Raw genomic sequence first — 14,976 nt, forward strand, 5'->3', positions numbered from 1 at the left:
TTGCGTCCCGGGACGGCACGATTTTATGGTTGAAACGCACCGTCCCACGCGGTTCAGGACGGCGTATCATCACCACCCGTCCGTGGAGATCAATTTTCTTATCGGCTGCGATATGGAGTATTCCTTTTCAGGAACCTTGGTGCGGGCAGGCCGCCAGAAACTGGTGGTGTTTTGGGGGGCCGTGCCGCACGGGGTGACGGACGTGCAGGGTTCCGGTTCAATTGTGAATGTGTACCTGTCGCTTGCGCAGCTTCTGAAGTTTGGGCTTCCGGAATTGTTTGTTGAGACCATTATCAGTGGCGGTATTCTGGCCTCTCGGGAAAGCTGCCACGAGGATGCCCTGATGTTTAACACCTGGGCGCGCGATTACAGCCGGGCGAGCGATGATCCCAACTGGCGCAATCTGCTGATCGGGGAAATTGAGATGCGTCTGCGGCGTATGGCGCTGGAGGGCTATGACGTGCTGATGAAAGCGCGGGGCAATGCGGATGCCAATGTCAGTGGTACCAGCACCATGCGTCATATTGACCAGATGCTGCGGTTTATCGCGGACAATTACGGCAATCCAATCTCCGTGGCACAGGTGGCGGAACACGTGGACCTTTCTCCATCCTATGCCATGTCCCTGTTCCGGCGGGTGGTGGGCGTGCCGATCAAGGAGCACATTACGCGGATCAGGCTGAGCCACGCACAGATGCTGCTGGCCCATTCGGACCACAAGATACTGAGCGTGGCGATGGATTCAGGTTTTGGATCCCTGTCGAGCTTTTACGAGGCGTTTCAGGCCCATCAGCATAAAACCCCTGCTGCCTTCCGCAGGGAGGCGCGGCAATAGCCGTCGTGGACGGACAGGTTTTGTGGATGGTGATTTCCATGTTCGCTGTTTAGGTTCCAGTGGCCGGGCGTCGTTGACAGCCTGGCGCCGGGATCGGTCTTCTGACGGAGTTCCGGTCAAAACTGAAAAAAATCTATCGTGCAAAGGGAGTTAACATGCCGAAGGTGCAGTGGGGTATTATTGGTCCGGGGGATATTGCCGCGAATTTTGCGCAGGGACTTGCGGAGTGCGAGAGCGGCAGCCTTTTGGCCATAGCGAGCCGGACACCTGCAAGGCGTGAGAGTTTCGGTGACAGGTTTGGGGTGGCCCCGGGGAAACGCTATGACAGCTACGAGGCTTTGTGCGCTGATCCGGAGGTGGGTGCGGTTCACATAGCAACCCCGCATCCGTTTCATGCCGAACAGGCGTTGATGGCCATTCGGGCCGGAAAGCATGTGTCGGTTGAAAAGCCGATGGCCCTGAATGAAGCGGAGGCCACGGCGATTGTTGAGGCGGCGCGGGAGGCGGGGGTGTTTTTCCGTGAGGCCTACATGTATCTGCATCATCCGCAGATTGCGCGGATGGTGGAGATCCTGCGCGAGGGTCGGCTTGGCGCGATTCAGCATGTAAAGGCCGTGTTCGGGTTTTCGGCAGGGTTCGACCCGCAGTCGCGGCTTTACAGTCGTGAGCTTGCGGGTGGTGGAATTCTGGATGTGGGAGGGTATCCCGTTTCGGCGGCGCGTTTGATCGCGGGCATTGGCGATGGTGTGTTCGCGGATCCGGTTGAGGTGAAGGGTGTTGGCCATCTGGGCCGGACGAATGTGGATGAGGTGGCGTTTGGGCTGCTGAAATTCGCCAACGGGATCACGGCCGAGATTTCCTGTGCGGTTGCGCGCAATCTGGGGGAGACGGTTGAGGTCTTCTGTGAGAACGGAAGCCTGCGCCTCGCGAACCCGTGGGTGCCGGGGCGCAATGCCGGGCCATCGGATTCCGAGATCCATGTCACGACCGGTGGTCAGACCGAGATCATCAGGCTTGAGGACGAGCGTATTCTGTTTGCCTTTGAGGCGGAGGATGCGAGCCGTGCCATTTTAGCCGGTGAGACCGAGGCGACTTTCCCTGCCATGGACACCAGGGGGTCGATTGGAAATGCGAGGGTGCAGGATGCCTGGCGGCGGGAGCTGGGTTATGTCACGTTTGCTGAGGATCCGGCGACCGTACGGCGTCTTGTGAATGTTTTGCCAAGTGGATTGCCGCAGGTGTCCACCGTTAAACTCGAGGGCGTTGAGAAGCCGGTCAACCGGTTGATCATGGGGTGTGACAACCGTGATACGGCGGCGGAGGGTGCTGTTGTTTGGGACGCCTGGATGGAAGCCGGAGGGCGGACGTTTGACACGGCGTTTGTCTATGGCGGCGGGCGTCATGAAGCGGTTCTGGGTGACTGGATCCGGTCTCGGGGTGTCTCTGATGATGTCACCGTGATCGTGAAGGGCGTGCATTCGCCGTATTGTTTTCCGGATGTGATTTCCGCGCAGCTCGATATTTCGCTGGATCGTTTGGGGCTTGAGAAAGCGCCAATCTACATCATGCACCGGGACAATCCCGACGTGCCGGTGGGTGAGTTTGTCGAGGCGGTTGCGCGGGAGCGGGATGCCGGGCGAATTGGTATTTGGGGCGGCTCGAACTGGTCGGTTGAGCGTTTTGCTGAGGCCGTGGCGTATGCGAATGAACGCGGGCTGGAGCCGCCTCGGGTGCTCAACAATAATCTGTCGCTGGCGGTGATGGTGAAACCTGTCTGGGATGGGTGCGCGACTTCGAATTCGCCTGGAACGCTTGGCTGGATGCGCGAAAACGGCATCATCCATATCAGCTGGTCAAGCCAGGCGCGGGGGTATTTTCTGCCCCGGGAACTGCGTGACAGACTGCCGGTGGATACGAATCCGGAGACCTGTTTTGGCGGGCCGGAGAACGAGGAACGGCGCAGGCGGGCGGAGACACTGGCGCAGGATCTGGGAGTGACGCCGCACAATGTCGCGACGGCCTGGGTGCTGCACCAGGGTTTTCCGTCACTGGCCCTGATTGGGCCGCGAAGTCCAGGCGAGATTGCCACAACACTGCCGGCGCTCGACGTGAAGCTGTCGACGGAGCAGGTGGCGTGGCTCAATCTCGAGGATTGATGGACCGGTGCCCCTGGGAGTTGGCCGGGGGCACCGCTACTTGTTATTCGGCGGGTTCCGGGGTTTTTGCGGTGATCTCCACAACCGGCGTAAAGCCGCCGAAGATCAATCGGGGCCCGTCAAAAGGCATCGGGTTTTTCTCCTGATCCATCCGCGGGTCCGCGGTTTCCGGGTTTTCCATCCACCCGGTCATGGTTTTCATGGCAGCGTCTCGGGTAGCTTTGTCGGGCCATTCCACCCAGGAGAAAACAACGGACTCGTCGTCTTTTGCGGCGACCGCCCGTCGGAAATCCGTGGTTTTTCCCTCCGGCACGTCGTCGCCCCAGCATTCGATGACGCGGGTTGCGCCGAGATCGGTAAAGACGCCATCCGCGTGTTCGGCATGGGAGATGAATTTGGATTTGTTGGCGGTCGGAACCGCGATGATGAAGCCGTCGATATAGGACATGTTCTCCTCCGTTGGTTTGGTTCGGTTCAGGCGGTCGTGTCCGGTGGAATGGCCGCAGCCTCCAGGGCTGCGATGTCGATTTTGTGCATAGTCATCATGGCCTCGAAGGATCGTTTCGCCACGCCGGGATCGGGATGGGCGTTAAGCTCGAGCAGGCGTTTTGGGGTGATCTGCCAGTGAAAACCCCAGCGGTCGCTGCACCAGCCGCAGGCGCTTTCCTGACCGCCATTGTCGACGATTGCGTGCCAGTAACGGTCGGTTTCCTCCTGATCTGATGTCAGAACCATAAGGCTGACAGCCTGGTTGGGCGTGAAGACCGGGCCGCCGTTCAGGCCCAGGAAGGGACGGCCGAGAAGGGTAAACTCGACTGTCAGTTCGTCGCCTTTGTGGCCACCGGGATAGTCGCTGGCTGCGGAATTGATGCGGTCAATGCGGGTATCAGGGAAGGTTGTGGCGTAGAACTCCGCTGCTTTCCTTGCTTCGCCGTGGTCGAACCACATGCAGGTTACGAGTTTGTCCATGGTTTTGGCTCCTCATCCCTGTGCCCGGTTGCCTTCGAAATTGAGTATCCAGGGCGTGCCAAACCTGTCGGTAAACATTGCGAAGCGCTCGGCCCAGAATGTTTCGTCAGGTTCCATTTCGACGGCCTGTGCGCCGTCCGCGAGGGCGTTGAAAATGCGGTCGAATTCCGCGCGGGACGGTGCGGGGATGGAAATGCGGAAACCCTTGGGTTTGTCATACATCTGCTCGGTATTGTCGGACGCCATGATGGTGGAGCCGCCGAGACGCATTGACATGTTCAAGACCATGTCGTCGCCGCCGGGCATTCGGCTTTCGGGATCGGGCGCGTCAGCGTTGCGGAACACACCTTCAATCTCGCCGCCGAGAACCTCCGCATAGCGGGTCATGGCCTCGAGACAGTTACCTTTGAAAAATAGATAGATGGTCGGCTGCATTGTTTCTCTCCATGTCAGTGGTTGGTTTTGAACAACAGTTCGACATAGCGTTTGAGGTGGTCGACGCTGTCCTTTGCGGTTTCCGTGTTGCCGGTTGCTTTGGCCAGGATGAAGGCACCCTGAAGCACGGCCTGGGTGTGGATGGCGAGGCTTTCCGCGGACCAGTCCGGGGTGATCCCGCGTGAGGCGATGGCGGCCTCGATGTCGGGTTCGAGTGTGGCGGCGTGGCCAAAGATGCTGGCGGCGCAGGCGTCGCGGATCGCCGGGTGGGAGCCGTAGATTTCCTGGGTCATGGTGCCGACGAGGCAGGTGAACCTCGCGAGATCGCCGTCGATGATCTGTTTGCGGAAGTCGATATAGGCGAGGAACCGGTTCAGTGGGTCGTCTTGCCGGTGATAGGGCGCGTTGGCGAAGAGTTCAGATGTGGTTTCCGCCCAGTAGGCTGCGGCGGCGACGCCCAGGGCCTCCTTGTTCTCAAAATGGTGAAAGAACGCACCCTTGGTCACTCCGGCCGCCCTGCACAGGTCGCCGACGCTGGTGGCGGCGTACCCCTGGCTGCGTATGAGGTCGCGGGCGGATTGAAGAAGTCTGGTACGGGCATCGCCGTGCTCCGGCGTCAGTTTCGTGGGTCTTGGCATGGAGGTAAAATACCGACCGGTTGGTATGTGAGTCAAGCCTGCTGTTTGATTGTCGGATTTGCGGGGCTTTCAGGATCGTGCAAAGGGTGTGCCGAGAGATGGAGGGGCAAAGATGCTGACGACTGTGATACTTGTTCTGGCCGGGCTCGCGGCCGGTGCCCTCAACGCGGTCGCGGGGGGCGGTACGTTCCTTGCGTTTCCGGCACTGGTCTGGGCCGGTGTGCCGCCAATTATGGCGAACGCAACGGCGACTTTCGCGGCCATGCCGGGATATGTCAGCAGTGCCTGGGCTTACCGGACCGAGATCGAGACCGGTGGTCGTCCGACGCTTTGGCGTATCATACTGACATCGGTCATCGGTGGCCTGGCGGGGGCGTTCCTGCTGCTCGTGACACCGGAGGCCGTGTTTTCCGGGGTTGTCCCGTGGCTGTTACTGATCGCAACCGGGGCGTTTGCTGCCGGTCCGGCGTTTATTCGGTTCATGGCGCGGTCGGGACGCAGCGTGTCGGAGGCGTCGGCTTTGGCTCTGGTTTTCGCGGTGTCCGTTTACGGCGGCTATTTCAACGGCGGGCTGGGCATCATGCTGCTGGCGGTATTTGGCATCATCGGCATGACCAACCTGCACCGTATGAACGGGCTGAAAAACCTGATCTCGGCTGTTCTGTCCCTGGTCTCGGTTGTAGCCTATTCGCTGGCAGGGCTGATCGACTGGAGCGCGTTGATTGTGCTCGGTCTGTCCTGTGCGATCGGGGGGTATGCCGGGGCGGCGGTTGCGCGCAGGATTGACAACACCGCGGTTCTGCGCGCGTTTATTGTGGGCGTCGGACTGGTGATGGCGGTGATTTTCTTCCTGCGCTGAACAGCCTGTCAGGGGCGTGTCGCGGTTTGCTGTTTGGCTTTGGTGCGTCCGGGGACCGGAAACCGGGTTTGGGAGATGAGCGCGCCCGCGTCAGTCATGATCAGGCGAAGGGCGCGGTCGCCGTACCAGAAAGTCAGGCGCATTCGGCCGGTATCCTCTCCTTCTCCGCGTTCGCAGAGTGACGTGATTTCGCCGGCGCGCATCAGGTTCTGGACGGTTGCGGCATCAAGGGAGAACGCGTCGGCTATGATTTTGGCATCGACCTCTACCGGTGCCGGTTTTTCACTGTCGGGCTTTCTGTCCGTCATGCGGCGGGCTCCAGTTTTGGCAGGGCGATATCGGCGAGGGTTGAGCGGTTCAGATCGGCCATAAAGGCGTTTTCGGCGGAGCGGAGGCGGGCCTTGAGGCGGCAGCGGCCATCGATGGTGCAGTCTCCGCCATCCGGAGCGAAACATTCAACAAGCGGTTGTCCCTCGTCAAGCAGAGCGATGACGTCACCCAGACGGATATGATCCGCGCGCCGTGCAAGGGTCGCGCCACCACCACCGCCCCGGCGGGTCTCGACGAGACCGGCGCGGGCAAGACGCTGCACGATCTTCGCGAGGTGATTGCGCGAGAGGTTAAACTCTTCGGCAAGTTCCGCTGTGGAAAATCCACGATCCGGGTTGCTGGCAAGCCGCATCAGCATACGAAGTCCGTAATCCGTGAAGGTCGTCAGGCGCATGGTTTGGGTGGCGTCCTTTGAATAAGTATTTACAATACCTATTAGACCTGCGAGGTAAAATTGCAACCTTGATGGAGCTTTGTCTCATGGCTTCGACTGAAATTCGGGTCGCGCCGGCATCGGCCCGTCCGGACCTGACTGCGGATCTGATTCAGCGGACCGGCCTGGATGAGAACGTATTGGAAACGCTGGTTCAGCGGTTTTACGGGCGGGTGCGTGAGGATGATCTGCTGGGCCCGATTTTTGCCGAACGGATCAGCGACTGGGGGCCGCATCTGGAGCGGATGGCGGCGTTTTGGTCATCGGTTGCGCTGATGTCAGGCCGGTATCACGGTCGCCCGGTTCCCATGCATATCGGCCTCCCGGTTGGGGCGGAGCATTTTGATCGCTGGCTGGCGCTCTTCCGTTTGACGGCGCGGGAGGTCTGTACGCCTGCGGGAGCGGAGCATGTGATCGAACGCGCGGAACGGATTGCCCGGTCGCTGCGTATGGCGGTGGAGGATTCCAGACCGGGACGGGTTCCATCACTGATGTAAGGGGAGGTCTTATGGCGGGAGACGGGGATTGCCGGGGCGGGTTTGCGTCGCCGCCCTGTTATGCCGGCGAAATTGCGCCCGACTATTTTGATCCTTTGGCCGTGGATGCGCAGCAGGCCGGGGATGTTGCGCGTTGGCGTAAGGCCGAGCGCGCGAGGCTGCGGCGCCTGCGGGCGGGGATGAGTGTGGGGGATCGCAAAAGAGCGGGGCTCGCGCTGCGCGGCCATTTGCTTACGGTTTTGCGGGAGCGCTTTGGCGACATGCGGGGGTGCGTGTTCTCCGGCTACTGGCCCATTAAGGGCGAGCCGGACCTTCGGCCGATGCTGGAGGAATTGCACGACGCGGGTGTGACCGTGGCGTTGCCGGTTGTGGAAACGAAGGCGGCACCTCTGGTGTTTCGGCGCTGGAAGCCGGAATTGCGAATGGTGCGGGGTGACTGGAATATTCCGGTGCCGCCGCCGGATGCGCCGATTGTTGTGCCGGACATCTCTCTGGCGCCGCTGGTGGGGTGGACCGAGGAGTGCTACCGTCTCGGCTATGGTGGGGGGTATTTCGACCGGACGCTCGCAGCACTCGACCCGAAACCGTTTTTGATCGGTGTAGGATTTGATGCGGCGCGACTCGGCACGATTTATCCCCAGCCGCATGATGTTCGGCTGGATTTGACCGTGACTGAAGCAGGTATCAGGGGGAGGCGGGAAGGTCGCTGAACGCGGGAGTAACGACTCTAGCGGTCAGGTTACGGACCTGAAAGCCCGAAAAATATGAGTCGCTATTTCGGGTATTGGTGGAGCCAAGGGGGATCGAACCCCTGACCTCTTGCATGCCATGCAAGCGCTCTCCCAGCTGAGCTATGGCCCCGTTTGAACTCTCAAATTCGGGCCTGTTCTTAGGGGTGTGCCCCGGACAGATCAAGCCCAAAATGAGAGGTTTGCAAAGTTTTCGTTACGAGTCGTCGTCGTCGTCGGATCCCACGTCCGCAATCGTTTCCAGCGGCACGGTATCGTCATCGTCGTCGAGCAGATCATCATCGATATCGTCGTCATCGGATTCGATATCGGGCATATCATCGACTTCCGGTTCTTCCGGAGTTTTTTCCTTCTCGGGCCGCAGTGCCTTTGGTTTGGATGCGGACAGGCTTTCAACCGTGAACGATGCCTGACAGCTGGGGCATGTCATCGGATCATTGTTCAGGTCATAGAACCTGGTGGCGCATGAAGGGCAGACCCGTTTTACGCCCCATTCTTCCTTGGGCATTGAAAACCTCATATCCATCTTTTCGAATGCGCCCCGATGCCATGCCTTTGCTGGATTGTCAAAGGCTTTGGATTTGGCAACGAATGATTAGGCAAACTGTCACAAATCCGCAGGAAAACGTACGAAACAACTTGTCGCAGTGCGGAAAAACATTAGTTTCGGGGCCAAAGATATAAAGATGTAGGGACCATTCCGGATGCTGTACCACGCCTATGAAATGACGCATGCCGCAATTTCGCCGATGCGAACGGCCGCGCGCATGGGGCGGGAGGTGATATCCAATCCGCTCAATCCATTCTCGCAGTATTACGGGTCGCGGGCCATGTCCGCGGCGCTTGAGATGTTCATCAACGCCACGCGGCGGTACGGCAAACCGGAGTTTGACATCAGTTCGGTCAGGATCGGGCGGACGGATGTTCCGGTCCGCGAGGAGATCGTCTGGTCAAAGCCGTTCTGTAACCTGTTGCATTTCCGACGCGATTCGCGAACGGTTGAGCGTCGGAACGATCCGCGCGTGCTGATGGTCGCGCCGATGTCCGGGCACTACGCCACTCTGCTTCGCGGAACGGTTGAGGCGATGCTGCCGGATCATGACGTCTACATTACCGACTGGGTCGACGCGCGCGACGTGCCGGTGGTTGAGGGAAGTTTCGATCTCGACGACTATACCGACTACCTGATGGAAATGCTGGAGGCTTTGTCGGAGACAGGCGAGCGTGTGACAATGGTCGCCGTGTGCCAGCCGGGGATTCCCGCTATGGTCGCAACGAGCCTGATGTCGATGAACAGGGATCCGGGGCGGCCATCGTCGATTATTCTGATGGGCTCACCCATTGATACGGCGAAAAATCCGAAACAGCCGAATGAGTTGGCGACGGGCAAGCCGCTCAGTTGGTTTGAAAACAATGTTGTGACGCGGGTACCCTGGCCCAATCAGGGCTTCATGCGGCGGGTCTATCCGGGTTTCCTCCAGCTTTCGAGCTTTCTTGCGATGAACATTGACCGGCATATGGATGCCCATGTCACGCAGTTTGAGAATCTTGTGAAGGGCGATGGTGACAGCACCGAGGCCCATCAGCGGTTCTATGATGAATACATGGCCGTGATGGATCTGACGGCGGAGTTCTATCTCCAGACCATTGAGCGCGTTTTCCAGAAACGTCTGCTGGCCGAAGGTCAGTACATGTACCGCGATACCCATGTCGACCCGTCGGCCATTGACGACGTGGCAATTATGACGATCGAGGGGGAGAAGGACGATATTACTGGCCTCGGTCAGACGGAGGCGGCGCAGACGCTGGCCGTCAATCTGCCTGATGGGCTTCGCAAGCACTACGTTGCCGAAGGTGTGGGTCACTACGGCGTGTTCAACGGTTCGCGGTTCCGGAAAAACATTTATCCGCAGATCCGCGACTTCATTAAGGCAAACCGCAAAGAGGTTGATGAGGTCGTACGCCTTAAGGCGGTGAGCTGATCTTGTCGCAGGCGATCAGTATTGGGATGCCTGCGATTACCGTTCGATGGCGGCGGAATGACCGTGCGAAACGGTTTATTTTAAGAGTACCGACCGCCGGTGATGAACCGGTATTGACGGTGCCGCGGGGCATGTCGATGGGGCATGCCCGTGCTTTTCTCCTGGCGAACGAGGACTGGCTGCGTGAGCGTGTCGCGAAGAGGGGCGGTCGTGTTCCTGTGGGGATAGGCACCGTGCTGCCCTATGCGGGCGAGGACGTGCGGGTTGTTTCCGCGAAGGCCCGGCGCACGGAACTCGCCGATGGTGAGTTGCGGGTTCACGGGCCGGTGGAGCGTGCGGGTCACCGCGCCATGGCTTTCCTCAAAGAGGCCGCACGGGACCGTTTGCTTGAAAGATCCCGGTTTTATGCCACGCAGGTCAATCGCAAGGTCAACGCGATTACCTTGCGGGACACGCGGTCGCGCTGGGGGTCGTGCAGTTCCAACGGGAAACTGATGTATTCCTGGCGTCTGATCATGGCCCCTCCGGACGTGCTTGATTACGTCGCGGCCCATGAGGTCGCCCATCTCGTCGAAATGAACCATTCACGCCGGTTTTGGGATCTGGTCCACAGGCTTGAGCCGGATTGCCAGGGGCCGCGGGACTGGCTACGAAAGAACGGCGGGCAGTTGCACCGCTGGGAATTCACCGCCGCCTGAACGAGGTTGGGACCGTGTCGACACTGGCCGTTTTGGAACGCCCTAAAAAACCTGAGAAAAAGCCCCCCTCCCATGAGGTGGTGTATCGCCAGTTGCGGACACGGGTCATGCATGGGGCGATCCGTCCGGGGCAAAGCCTTACATTGCGCGGTATTGCGCGGGATTTCGGTGTCAGCACGGCACCGGCGCGGGATGCGGTACGCAGACTGGTGGCGGAAGGCGCGTTTCAGTTTTCGTCATCGGGGCGTGTTTCGACGCCTGAACTGACAAATGCGCGTATTGAGGAACTGGCGGAGCTGCGTGCGTTGTTGGAGCCCGAATTGGCCTCACGGGCGATGCCGCGGGCGCATAACGCGCTGACGGAACGGATGCTTGCAATCAATTCGATCATCGACGAGATGATCGTCAAAGGGGACGCCGAAGGCTATGTCCGTACCAATCTGGAGTTTCACCGGACGCTGTACCTTCGGGCGCACGCGCCGGCGATGCTCGGTCTGACCGAGACGGTATGGCTGCAGTCGGGGCCGACCATGCGGATGCTCTATGAGCGGTTGCAGCGGAAGGAGGCAAGCCAGAACCACCGGAAGATCATTGCCGCGCTCAGGGCGGGGGATGAACCGGGGCTTCGGCTCGCGATCCGGATGGATGTGACGCAGGGTTTGCGAATGCTGATGAGCTGAGCCCCCCAAGGGGGCTCAGCCCGGACGTTGTCAGGCGTGGATGGCGCCGTCCCCGCAGGCCAGTGCCGCTTCGCGGACCGCTTCGGAGAAGGTCGGGTGAGCGTGGCAGGTGCGGGCAATGTCCTCAGCCGCTGCGCCAAATTCCATCGCAACGCAGATTTCATGGATGATGTCGCCAGCGCCTGGGCCGATGATGTGAACGCCGAGGATGCGGTCGGTTTCCGCGTCCGCCAGCATTTTGACGAAGCCGTCGCCCATGAAATGCGCTTTTGCGCGGGCGTTGCCCATGAAGGGGAATTTGCCGACGGTGTATTTGCGGCCCTCTTCCTTGAGCTGTTCCTCGGTTTTGCCAACATTTGCGACCTCGGGGGCCGTGTAGATCACCCCGGGGATCACATTGTAGTTTACGTGGCCATGCTTGCCGGCGATGGTTTCCGCGACGGCCATGCCCTCGTCCTCAGCCTTGTGCGCCAGCATCGGGCCTTTGACGACGTCGCCGATGGCGTAGATGTGCGGGACATTTGTGCGCCACATGGCGTCAATTTCCACCATTCCGCGATCAGTCACGGTGACACCCGCGTCCTCGAGGCCAAGACCTTTGGTGTAGGGTTTGCGACCGGTGGCGACCAGAACGATGTCAGCGTCGAGCGTAGACTCGGAATCATCTTTGCGGGATTTGTAGGTGACCTTCGCACCGCCGTCTGCGGTTTCTACGGACTGGACAGCGGAGTTCAGGATGAAATTCAGGCCCTGCTTTTTTAGCAGACGCTGGAAGTTTTTGGAGACCTCAGCGTCCATACCTGGCGTGATGTGGTCGAGGAATTCGATGACGGTTACTTCCGAGCCGAGGCGGGCATAAACCGAGCCAAGCTCAAGGCCGATGACGCCGGCGCCAATGACGGCCAGTTTCTTGGGAATTTCTTTCAGAACGAGAGCGCCGGTGGAACTAACCACGGTTTCCTCGTCGATCTCAACGCCAGGCAGAGTGGACGGCTCCGAACCCGTTGCGATGACGATGTTCTTCGCCTTATGCACGTCGTCGCCAACCGTGACCTGGCCTTCGCCGGTGACCTTGCCCCAGCCCTTGATCCAGTCGACCTTATTCTTTTTGAAAAGGAATTCGATGCCGCTGGTGTTGCTCTCCACTGTCGACTGTTTGTATTCGACCATCTTCGACAGATCGACCGAAGGCGCGTTGCCCATCAGGCCCATGGTCTCAAAATGGGTGGTGGACTCATGGTAGAGTTCGGAGGCGTGCAGCATGGCCTTTGACGGAATACAGCCCACGTTCAGGCAGGTGCCGCCCAGGGTCTCGCGGCCCTCAACGCATGCGGTTTTCAAGCCGAGCTGCGCGCAGCGGATGCCGCAGACATAGCCGCCAGGGCCGCCACCGATTACGATTACGTCATAGTCTGCCATCAGTTAGTCCTTTCAGATTAGAGCCGCGATGATCATTGCGACCGTCGCGAGAAAACCGGCCAGCCAGATACAGGACCGCCACGGCATCAGTCCAAATGCGTATGCGGGAACATAGGCAATACGTGCGGCAAGGTATACCCAGGCGCAGGTCGCGGTAAATCCACTGGCTTGTTGGGAGAGGGTGACCACGACCACGCCAATCGTGAAAAGGATCAGAGCCTCGAAATGGTTGGAAAGCGCCCGGTTCAGTCGTCCGGCCATCACCGGCAGATCCTCGGCAAGCGATTTTCCGTCGCGGGGGCCAAGTGTGCGTTCCGGTCCCAGCGCGATATTCGCTGGCACGGCCATCAATACAAATTGGATGGCCTGTAGAAGCCCGGCGAGGGCGAGGGCCGTGAGTTCCGGTGTCATCTGACGTCAGGCGGTTTTCAGAAAATGGTATTCGCTGCTTTGGACACCAGCGCGGTCGTCGACCATTTTGGTCTTGGCGTCGTCGAGATGTTCCTGGGCGCGCGACTGGTCAGATACGGAGTAAAGGCCCCAGATCGTGTTGGCGTCAGAGACGTCGTTCCAGATTTGAAGTTGGCCCAGGCCCGCGTTTGAGCGGTCCTCGGAATGGGCGTCGTAGACTTCTTTCCATTTGGCGGGGTCCGTGACGGTGTTTCGGATCAGCAGTTGCAGCATGGCCGTGTCGCTCCTCCGTTTTGGTGCGCCGTCCCGGCCGTGCGGCCGGAACGGGTCGTTTTTTGTCTGACCTTACAGGTCCATCAGAAGGCGACGTGGATCCTCAAGGGCTTCCTTGACCCGAACGAGGAACGTTACCGCGCCTTTGCCATCGACGATGCGGTGATCGTAGCTGAGGGCGAGGTACATCATCGGACGAATGACGATCTCACCATTCACAACCATCGGGCGCTGTTGAATTTTGTGCATGCCGAGGATGCCGGACTGCGGCGGGTTGAGAATGGGCGAGGACATCAGCGAGCCGTAGACGCCACCGTTGGAGATGGTGAAGGTGCCGCCCTGCATGTCGGCCATCGAAAGTTTTCCATCGCGGGCACGGGTGCCGAGCTCCGCGATTTTCTTCTCGATGGCTGCGAAGCTCATCTGGTCGGCATCGCGAATGACCGGAACCACAAGACCGGTGGGCGTACCTACGGCAACACCCATGTGGACGAAGTTTTTGTAGACCACATCGGTGCCGTCGATCTCGGCATTGACGTCCGGAACTTCCTTGAGCGCGTGGCAGCAGGCCTTGGTGAAGAAGGACATGAAACCCAGTTTCACGCCGTGTTTCTTCTCAAAAAGGTCCTTGTATTCCTTGCGGATTTCCATGGTCGCCGTCATGTCCACCTCGTTGTAGGTGGTCAGCATGGCGGCCGTGTTCTGGGCTTCCTTCAGGCGGCGCGCGATGGTCTGGCGCAGGCGGGTCATTTTGACCCGTTCCTCGCGGTTGGCGTCCTCGGCGGCAACCGGGCCACGGGGGATTGGCGCGGAGGAGGATGCGGAGGACTCGGACGATTTCTTCGCCGCAAGCGCGTCCTCTTTCATGACACGACCGTCGCGACCCGAACCGGTGACCTCGTCGGCGGAAATGCCTTTTTCGGCCAGAATACGGTTGGCCGACGGCGCGTTTTCCACGTCTTTTTTACCGCTGGACGGTTCCGGAGAGGCAGGTTTCTCGTCCGATGCCGGGGCGCTGGCGGTTGGTTTGCCGCCTTTTGCTCCGGATGCGATGACACCAAGCACACCACCGGCCTCAACCGTGGTTCCGGCCTCAGCCGAGATGGAAGACAGAACGCCGGATGCCGGGGCGGGAACCTCGACGGACACCTTGTCGGTTTCGAGTTCGCAGAGGATCTCATCCTGGGAGACCTCATCGCCGACGTTTTTCATCCAGCTGCCAACGGTGGCTTCGCTAACGCTCTCTCCCAGGGACGGCACGGGGATGTCGACCGGATTTCCGTCCGCATCTCCGCCGTCATCGGAAGCTTCCGGCTCTTCTTTCACTTCCTGCGGGCCGGCGGCGTCGCTGGAAGATGTTGCGGATTTGCCTTCGGCGTTTTCGTCGATATTGGCAAGCAGGGCGTCGACGCCGACGGTCTCACCTTCCTTGGCGACGATTTCAGAGAGTACCCCGGCGGAGGTTGCGGGAACCTCGACCGTGACCTTGTCGGTTTCCAGTTCGCAGACCATCTCGTCTATGGCTACGGTGTCACCGACTTTCTTGAACCATGTGGCGATGGTTGCTTCGGTGACGCTTTCACCCAGAGTGGGTACGCGGATTTCTGCCATC

Annotated in this window: 19 protein-coding genes and 1 tRNA gene; 8 read left to right on the forward strand and 12 right to left on the reverse strand. The window is 59.8% G+C overall.

The window, feature by feature from the left end:
- Window positions 1–25 precede the first annotated feature (25 nt).
- A complete protein-coding gene (locus ACP15P_RS04655) occupies window positions 26–835 on the forward strand; it encodes a helix-turn-helix domain-containing protein (protein ID WP_424927347.1) in 810 nt (269 codons plus the stop codon).
- Between the two features lie 155 nt (window positions 836–990).
- A complete protein-coding gene (locus tag ACP15P_RS04660; RefSeq protein WP_424927348.1) occupies window positions 991–2,991 on the forward strand; it encodes an aldo/keto reductase in 2,001 nt (666 codons plus the stop codon).
- A 43-nt stretch (window positions 2,992–3,034) separates the two neighbouring features.
- Here the strand turns inward: ACP15P_RS04660 and ACP15P_RS04665 are convergent, their stop codons facing one another.
- From ACP15P_RS04665 to ACP15P_RS04680, 4 genes are read right to left on the reverse strand one after another with little or no spacing between them, the layout of a single operon-like run.
- Window positions 3,035–3,439 carry a DUF1428 domain-containing protein gene (locus tag ACP15P_RS04665; RefSeq protein WP_424927349.1) on the reverse strand — a complete coding sequence of 135 codons (405 nt, stop codon included), beginning with the start codon at window positions 3,437–3,439 and terminating at the stop codon, window positions 3,035–3,037.
- A gap of 26 nt (window positions 3,440–3,465) precedes the next feature.
- Window positions 3,466–3,960: a VOC family protein gene (locus ACP15P_RS04670; RefSeq protein WP_424927350.1), complete on the reverse strand. Its 495-nt coding sequence runs from the start codon at window positions 3,958–3,960 to the stop codon at window positions 3,466–3,468.
- Window positions 3,961–3,972: 12 nt separating this feature from the next.
- Window positions 3,973–4,395, reverse strand: a complete 423-nt coding sequence (locus ACP15P_RS04675) for a VOC family protein (RefSeq protein WP_424927351.1) — start codon at window positions 4,393–4,395, stop codon at window positions 3,973–3,975.
- A 14-nt stretch (window positions 4,396–4,409) separates the two neighbouring features.
- Window positions 4,410–5,033, reverse strand: a complete 624-nt coding sequence (locus tag ACP15P_RS04680) for a TetR/AcrR family transcriptional regulator (protein WP_424927352.1) — start codon at window positions 5,031–5,033, stop codon at window positions 4,410–4,412.
- A 112-nt stretch (window positions 5,034–5,145) separates the two neighbouring features.
- On the opposite strand from ACP15P_RS04680, the gene ACP15P_RS04685 reads away from it, so the two are divergent.
- The gene (locus ACP15P_RS04685; protein WP_424927353.1) at window positions 5,146–5,892 is read left to right on the forward strand and encodes a sulfite exporter TauE/SafE family protein; all 747 of its coding nucleotides are present in this window, start codon (window positions 5,146–5,148) and stop codon (window positions 5,890–5,892) included.
- 8 nt (window positions 5,893–5,900) lie between these two features.
- Here the strand turns inward: ACP15P_RS04685 and ACP15P_RS04690 are convergent, their stop codons facing one another.
- Both ACP15P_RS04690 and ACP15P_RS04695 read right to left on the reverse strand, forming a co-directional pair.
- Window positions 5,901–6,200 (reverse strand): DUF6522 family protein, encoded by a 300-nt coding sequence (locus tag ACP15P_RS04690; RefSeq protein ID WP_424927354.1) that lies wholly within the window; start codon window positions 6,198–6,200, stop codon window positions 5,901–5,903.
- Window positions 6,197–6,616 carry an RrF2 family transcriptional regulator gene (locus ACP15P_RS04695; RefSeq protein WP_424927355.1) on the reverse strand — a complete coding sequence of 140 codons (420 nt, stop codon included), beginning with the start codon at window positions 6,614–6,616 and terminating at the stop codon, window positions 6,197–6,199. The genes ACP15P_RS04690 and ACP15P_RS04695 overlap by 4 nt, the downstream gene beginning before the upstream one ends.
- An 86-nt stretch (window positions 6,617–6,702) precedes the next feature.
- Between ACP15P_RS04695 and ACP15P_RS04700 the strand changes: the two genes are divergently transcribed.
- Both ACP15P_RS04700 and ACP15P_RS04705 read left to right on the forward strand, forming a co-directional pair.
- Window positions 6,703–7,152, forward strand: coding sequence for a group III truncated hemoglobin (locus ACP15P_RS04700; RefSeq protein WP_424927356.1), 450 nt, complete (start codon window positions 6,703–6,705; stop codon window positions 7,150–7,152).
- Window positions 7,153–7,163: 11 nt separating this feature from the next.
- A complete protein-coding gene (locus tag ACP15P_RS04705) occupies window positions 7,164–7,862 on the forward strand; it encodes a 5-formyltetrahydrofolate cyclo-ligase (protein ID WP_424927357.1) in 699 nt (232 codons plus the stop codon).
- Between the two features lie 75 nt (window positions 7,863–7,937).
- On the opposite strand, the gene ACP15P_RS04710 is transcribed toward ACP15P_RS04705, so the two are convergent.
- Window positions 7,938–8,013 (reverse strand) — tRNA-Ala (locus tag ACP15P_RS04710).
- Window positions 8,014–8,097: 84 nt separating this feature from the next.
- A complete protein-coding gene (locus ACP15P_RS04715; protein ID WP_424927358.1) occupies window positions 8,098–8,409 on the reverse strand; it encodes an FYDLN acid domain-containing protein in 312 nt (103 codons plus the stop codon).
- A 196-nt stretch (window positions 8,410–8,605) separates the two neighbouring features.
- On the opposite strand from ACP15P_RS04715, the gene ACP15P_RS04720 reads away from it, so the two are divergent.
- From ACP15P_RS04720 to ACP15P_RS04730, 3 genes are read left to right on the forward strand one after another with little or no spacing between them, the layout of a single operon-like run.
- A complete protein-coding gene (locus tag ACP15P_RS04720; protein WP_424927359.1) occupies window positions 8,606–9,883 on the forward strand; it encodes a polyhydroxyalkanoate depolymerase in 1,278 nt (425 codons plus the stop codon).
- Window positions 9,884–9,909: 26 nt separating this feature from the next.
- Window positions 9,910–10,581, forward strand: coding sequence for a M48 family metallopeptidase (locus tag ACP15P_RS04725; protein WP_424927360.1), 672 nt, complete (start codon window positions 9,910–9,912; stop codon window positions 10,579–10,581).
- 14 nt (window positions 10,582–10,595) lie between these two features.
- Complete coding sequence (locus ACP15P_RS04730; RefSeq protein WP_424927361.1) at window positions 10,596–11,261, forward strand: GntR family transcriptional regulator; 666 nt, start codon at window positions 10,596–10,598, stop codon at window positions 11,259–11,261.
- A gap of 30 nt (window positions 11,262–11,291) precedes the next feature.
- Here ACP15P_RS04730 and lpdA read toward each other — a convergent pair whose 3' ends face one another.
- From lpdA to odhB, 4 genes are all read right to left on the reverse strand, one after another.
- Window positions 11,292–12,680, reverse strand: coding sequence for a dihydrolipoyl dehydrogenase (lpdA, locus tag ACP15P_RS04735; RefSeq protein WP_424927362.1), 1,389 nt, complete (start codon window positions 12,678–12,680; stop codon window positions 11,292–11,294).
- Window positions 12,681–12,692: 12 nt separating this feature from the next.
- Complete coding sequence (locus ACP15P_RS04740) at window positions 12,693–13,091, reverse strand: MAPEG family protein (RefSeq protein WP_424927363.1); 399 nt, start codon at window positions 13,089–13,091, stop codon at window positions 12,693–12,695.
- 6 nt (window positions 13,092–13,097) lie between these two features.
- Window positions 13,098–13,364, reverse strand: a complete 267-nt coding sequence (locus ACP15P_RS04745; protein WP_424927364.1) for a hypothetical protein — start codon at window positions 13,362–13,364, stop codon at window positions 13,098–13,100.
- Window positions 13,365–13,436: 72 nt separating this feature from the next.
- Entirely contained in the window at window positions 13,437–14,975 is a 1,539-nt protein-coding gene (gene odhB / locus ACP15P_RS04750) for a 2-oxoglutarate dehydrogenase complex dihydrolipoyllysine-residue succinyltransferase (RefSeq protein ID WP_424927365.1), read from the reverse strand.
- Between the last annotated feature and the right edge of the window lies 1 nt (window position 14,976).

Source organism: Amaricoccus tamworthensis (assembly GCF_049800875.1).
Classification (GTDB): Bacteria; Pseudomonadota; Alphaproteobacteria; order Rhodobacterales; family Rhodobacteraceae; genus Amaricoccus; species Amaricoccus tamworthensis.

What these genes read in the sequence shown, in the direction of transcription:
- ACP15P_RS04655 (WP_424927347.1), top strand. Translation starts at nt 26, where the DNA reads ATGGTTGAAACGCACCGTCCCACGCGGTTCAGGACGGCGTATCATCAC.
- ACP15P_RS04660 (WP_424927348.1), top strand. Translation starts at nt 991, where the DNA reads ATGCCGAAGGTGCAGTGGGGTATTATTGGTCCGGGGGATATTGCCGCG.
- ACP15P_RS04665 (WP_424927349.1), bottom strand. Translation starts at nt 3,439, where the DNA reads ATGTCCTATATCGACGGCTTCATCATCGCGGTTCCGACCGCCAACAAA.
- ACP15P_RS04670 (WP_424927350.1), bottom strand. Translation starts at nt 3,960, where the DNA reads ATGGACAAACTCGTAACCTGCATGTGGTTCGACCACGGCGAAGCAAGG.
- ACP15P_RS04675 (WP_424927351.1), bottom strand. Translation starts at nt 4,395, where the DNA reads ATGCAGCCGACCATCTATCTATTTTTCAAAGGTAACTGTCTCGAGGCC.
- ACP15P_RS04680 (WP_424927352.1), bottom strand. Translation starts at nt 5,033, where the DNA reads ATGCCAAGACCCACGAAACTGACGCCGGAGCACGGCGATGCCCGTACC.
- ACP15P_RS04685 (WP_424927353.1), top strand. Translation starts at nt 5,146, where the DNA reads ATGCTGACGACTGTGATACTTGTTCTGGCCGGGCTCGCGGCCGGTGCC.
- ACP15P_RS04690 (WP_424927354.1), bottom strand. Translation starts at nt 6,200, where the DNA reads ATGACGGACAGAAAGCCCGACAGTGAAAAACCGGCACCGGTAGAGGTC.
- ACP15P_RS04695 (WP_424927355.1), bottom strand. Translation starts at nt 6,616, where the DNA reads ATGCGCCTGACGACCTTCACGGATTACGGACTTCGTATGCTGATGCGG.
- ACP15P_RS04700 (WP_424927356.1), top strand. Translation starts at nt 6,703, where the DNA reads ATGGCTTCGACTGAAATTCGGGTCGCGCCGGCATCGGCCCGTCCGGAC.
- ACP15P_RS04705 (WP_424927357.1), top strand. Translation starts at nt 7,164, where the DNA reads ATGGCGGGAGACGGGGATTGCCGGGGCGGGTTTGCGTCGCCGCCCTGT.
- ACP15P_RS04715 (WP_424927358.1), bottom strand. Translation starts at nt 8,409, where the DNA reads ATGCCCAAGGAAGAATGGGGCGTAAAACGGGTCTGCCCTTCATGCGCC.
- ACP15P_RS04720 (WP_424927359.1), top strand. Translation starts at nt 8,606, where the DNA reads ATGCTGTACCACGCCTATGAAATGACGCATGCCGCAATTTCGCCGATG.
- ACP15P_RS04725 (WP_424927360.1), top strand. Translation starts at nt 9,910, where the DNA reads ATGCCTGCGATTACCGTTCGATGGCGGCGGAATGACCGTGCGAAACGG.
- lpdA (WP_424927362.1), bottom strand. Translation starts at nt 12,680, where the DNA reads ATGGCAGACTATGACGTAATCGTAATCGGTGGCGGCCCTGGCGGCTAT.
- ACP15P_RS04740 (WP_424927363.1), bottom strand. Translation starts at nt 13,091, where the DNA reads ATGACACCGGAACTCACGGCCCTCGCCCTCGCCGGGCTTCTACAGGCC.
- ACP15P_RS04745 (WP_424927364.1), bottom strand. Translation starts at nt 13,364, where the DNA reads ATGCTGCAACTGCTGATCCGAAACACCGTCACGGACCCCGCCAAATGG.
- odhB (WP_424927365.1), bottom strand. Translation starts at nt 14,975, where the DNA reads ATGGCAGAAATCCGCGTACCCACTCTGGGTGAAAGCGTCACCGAAGCA.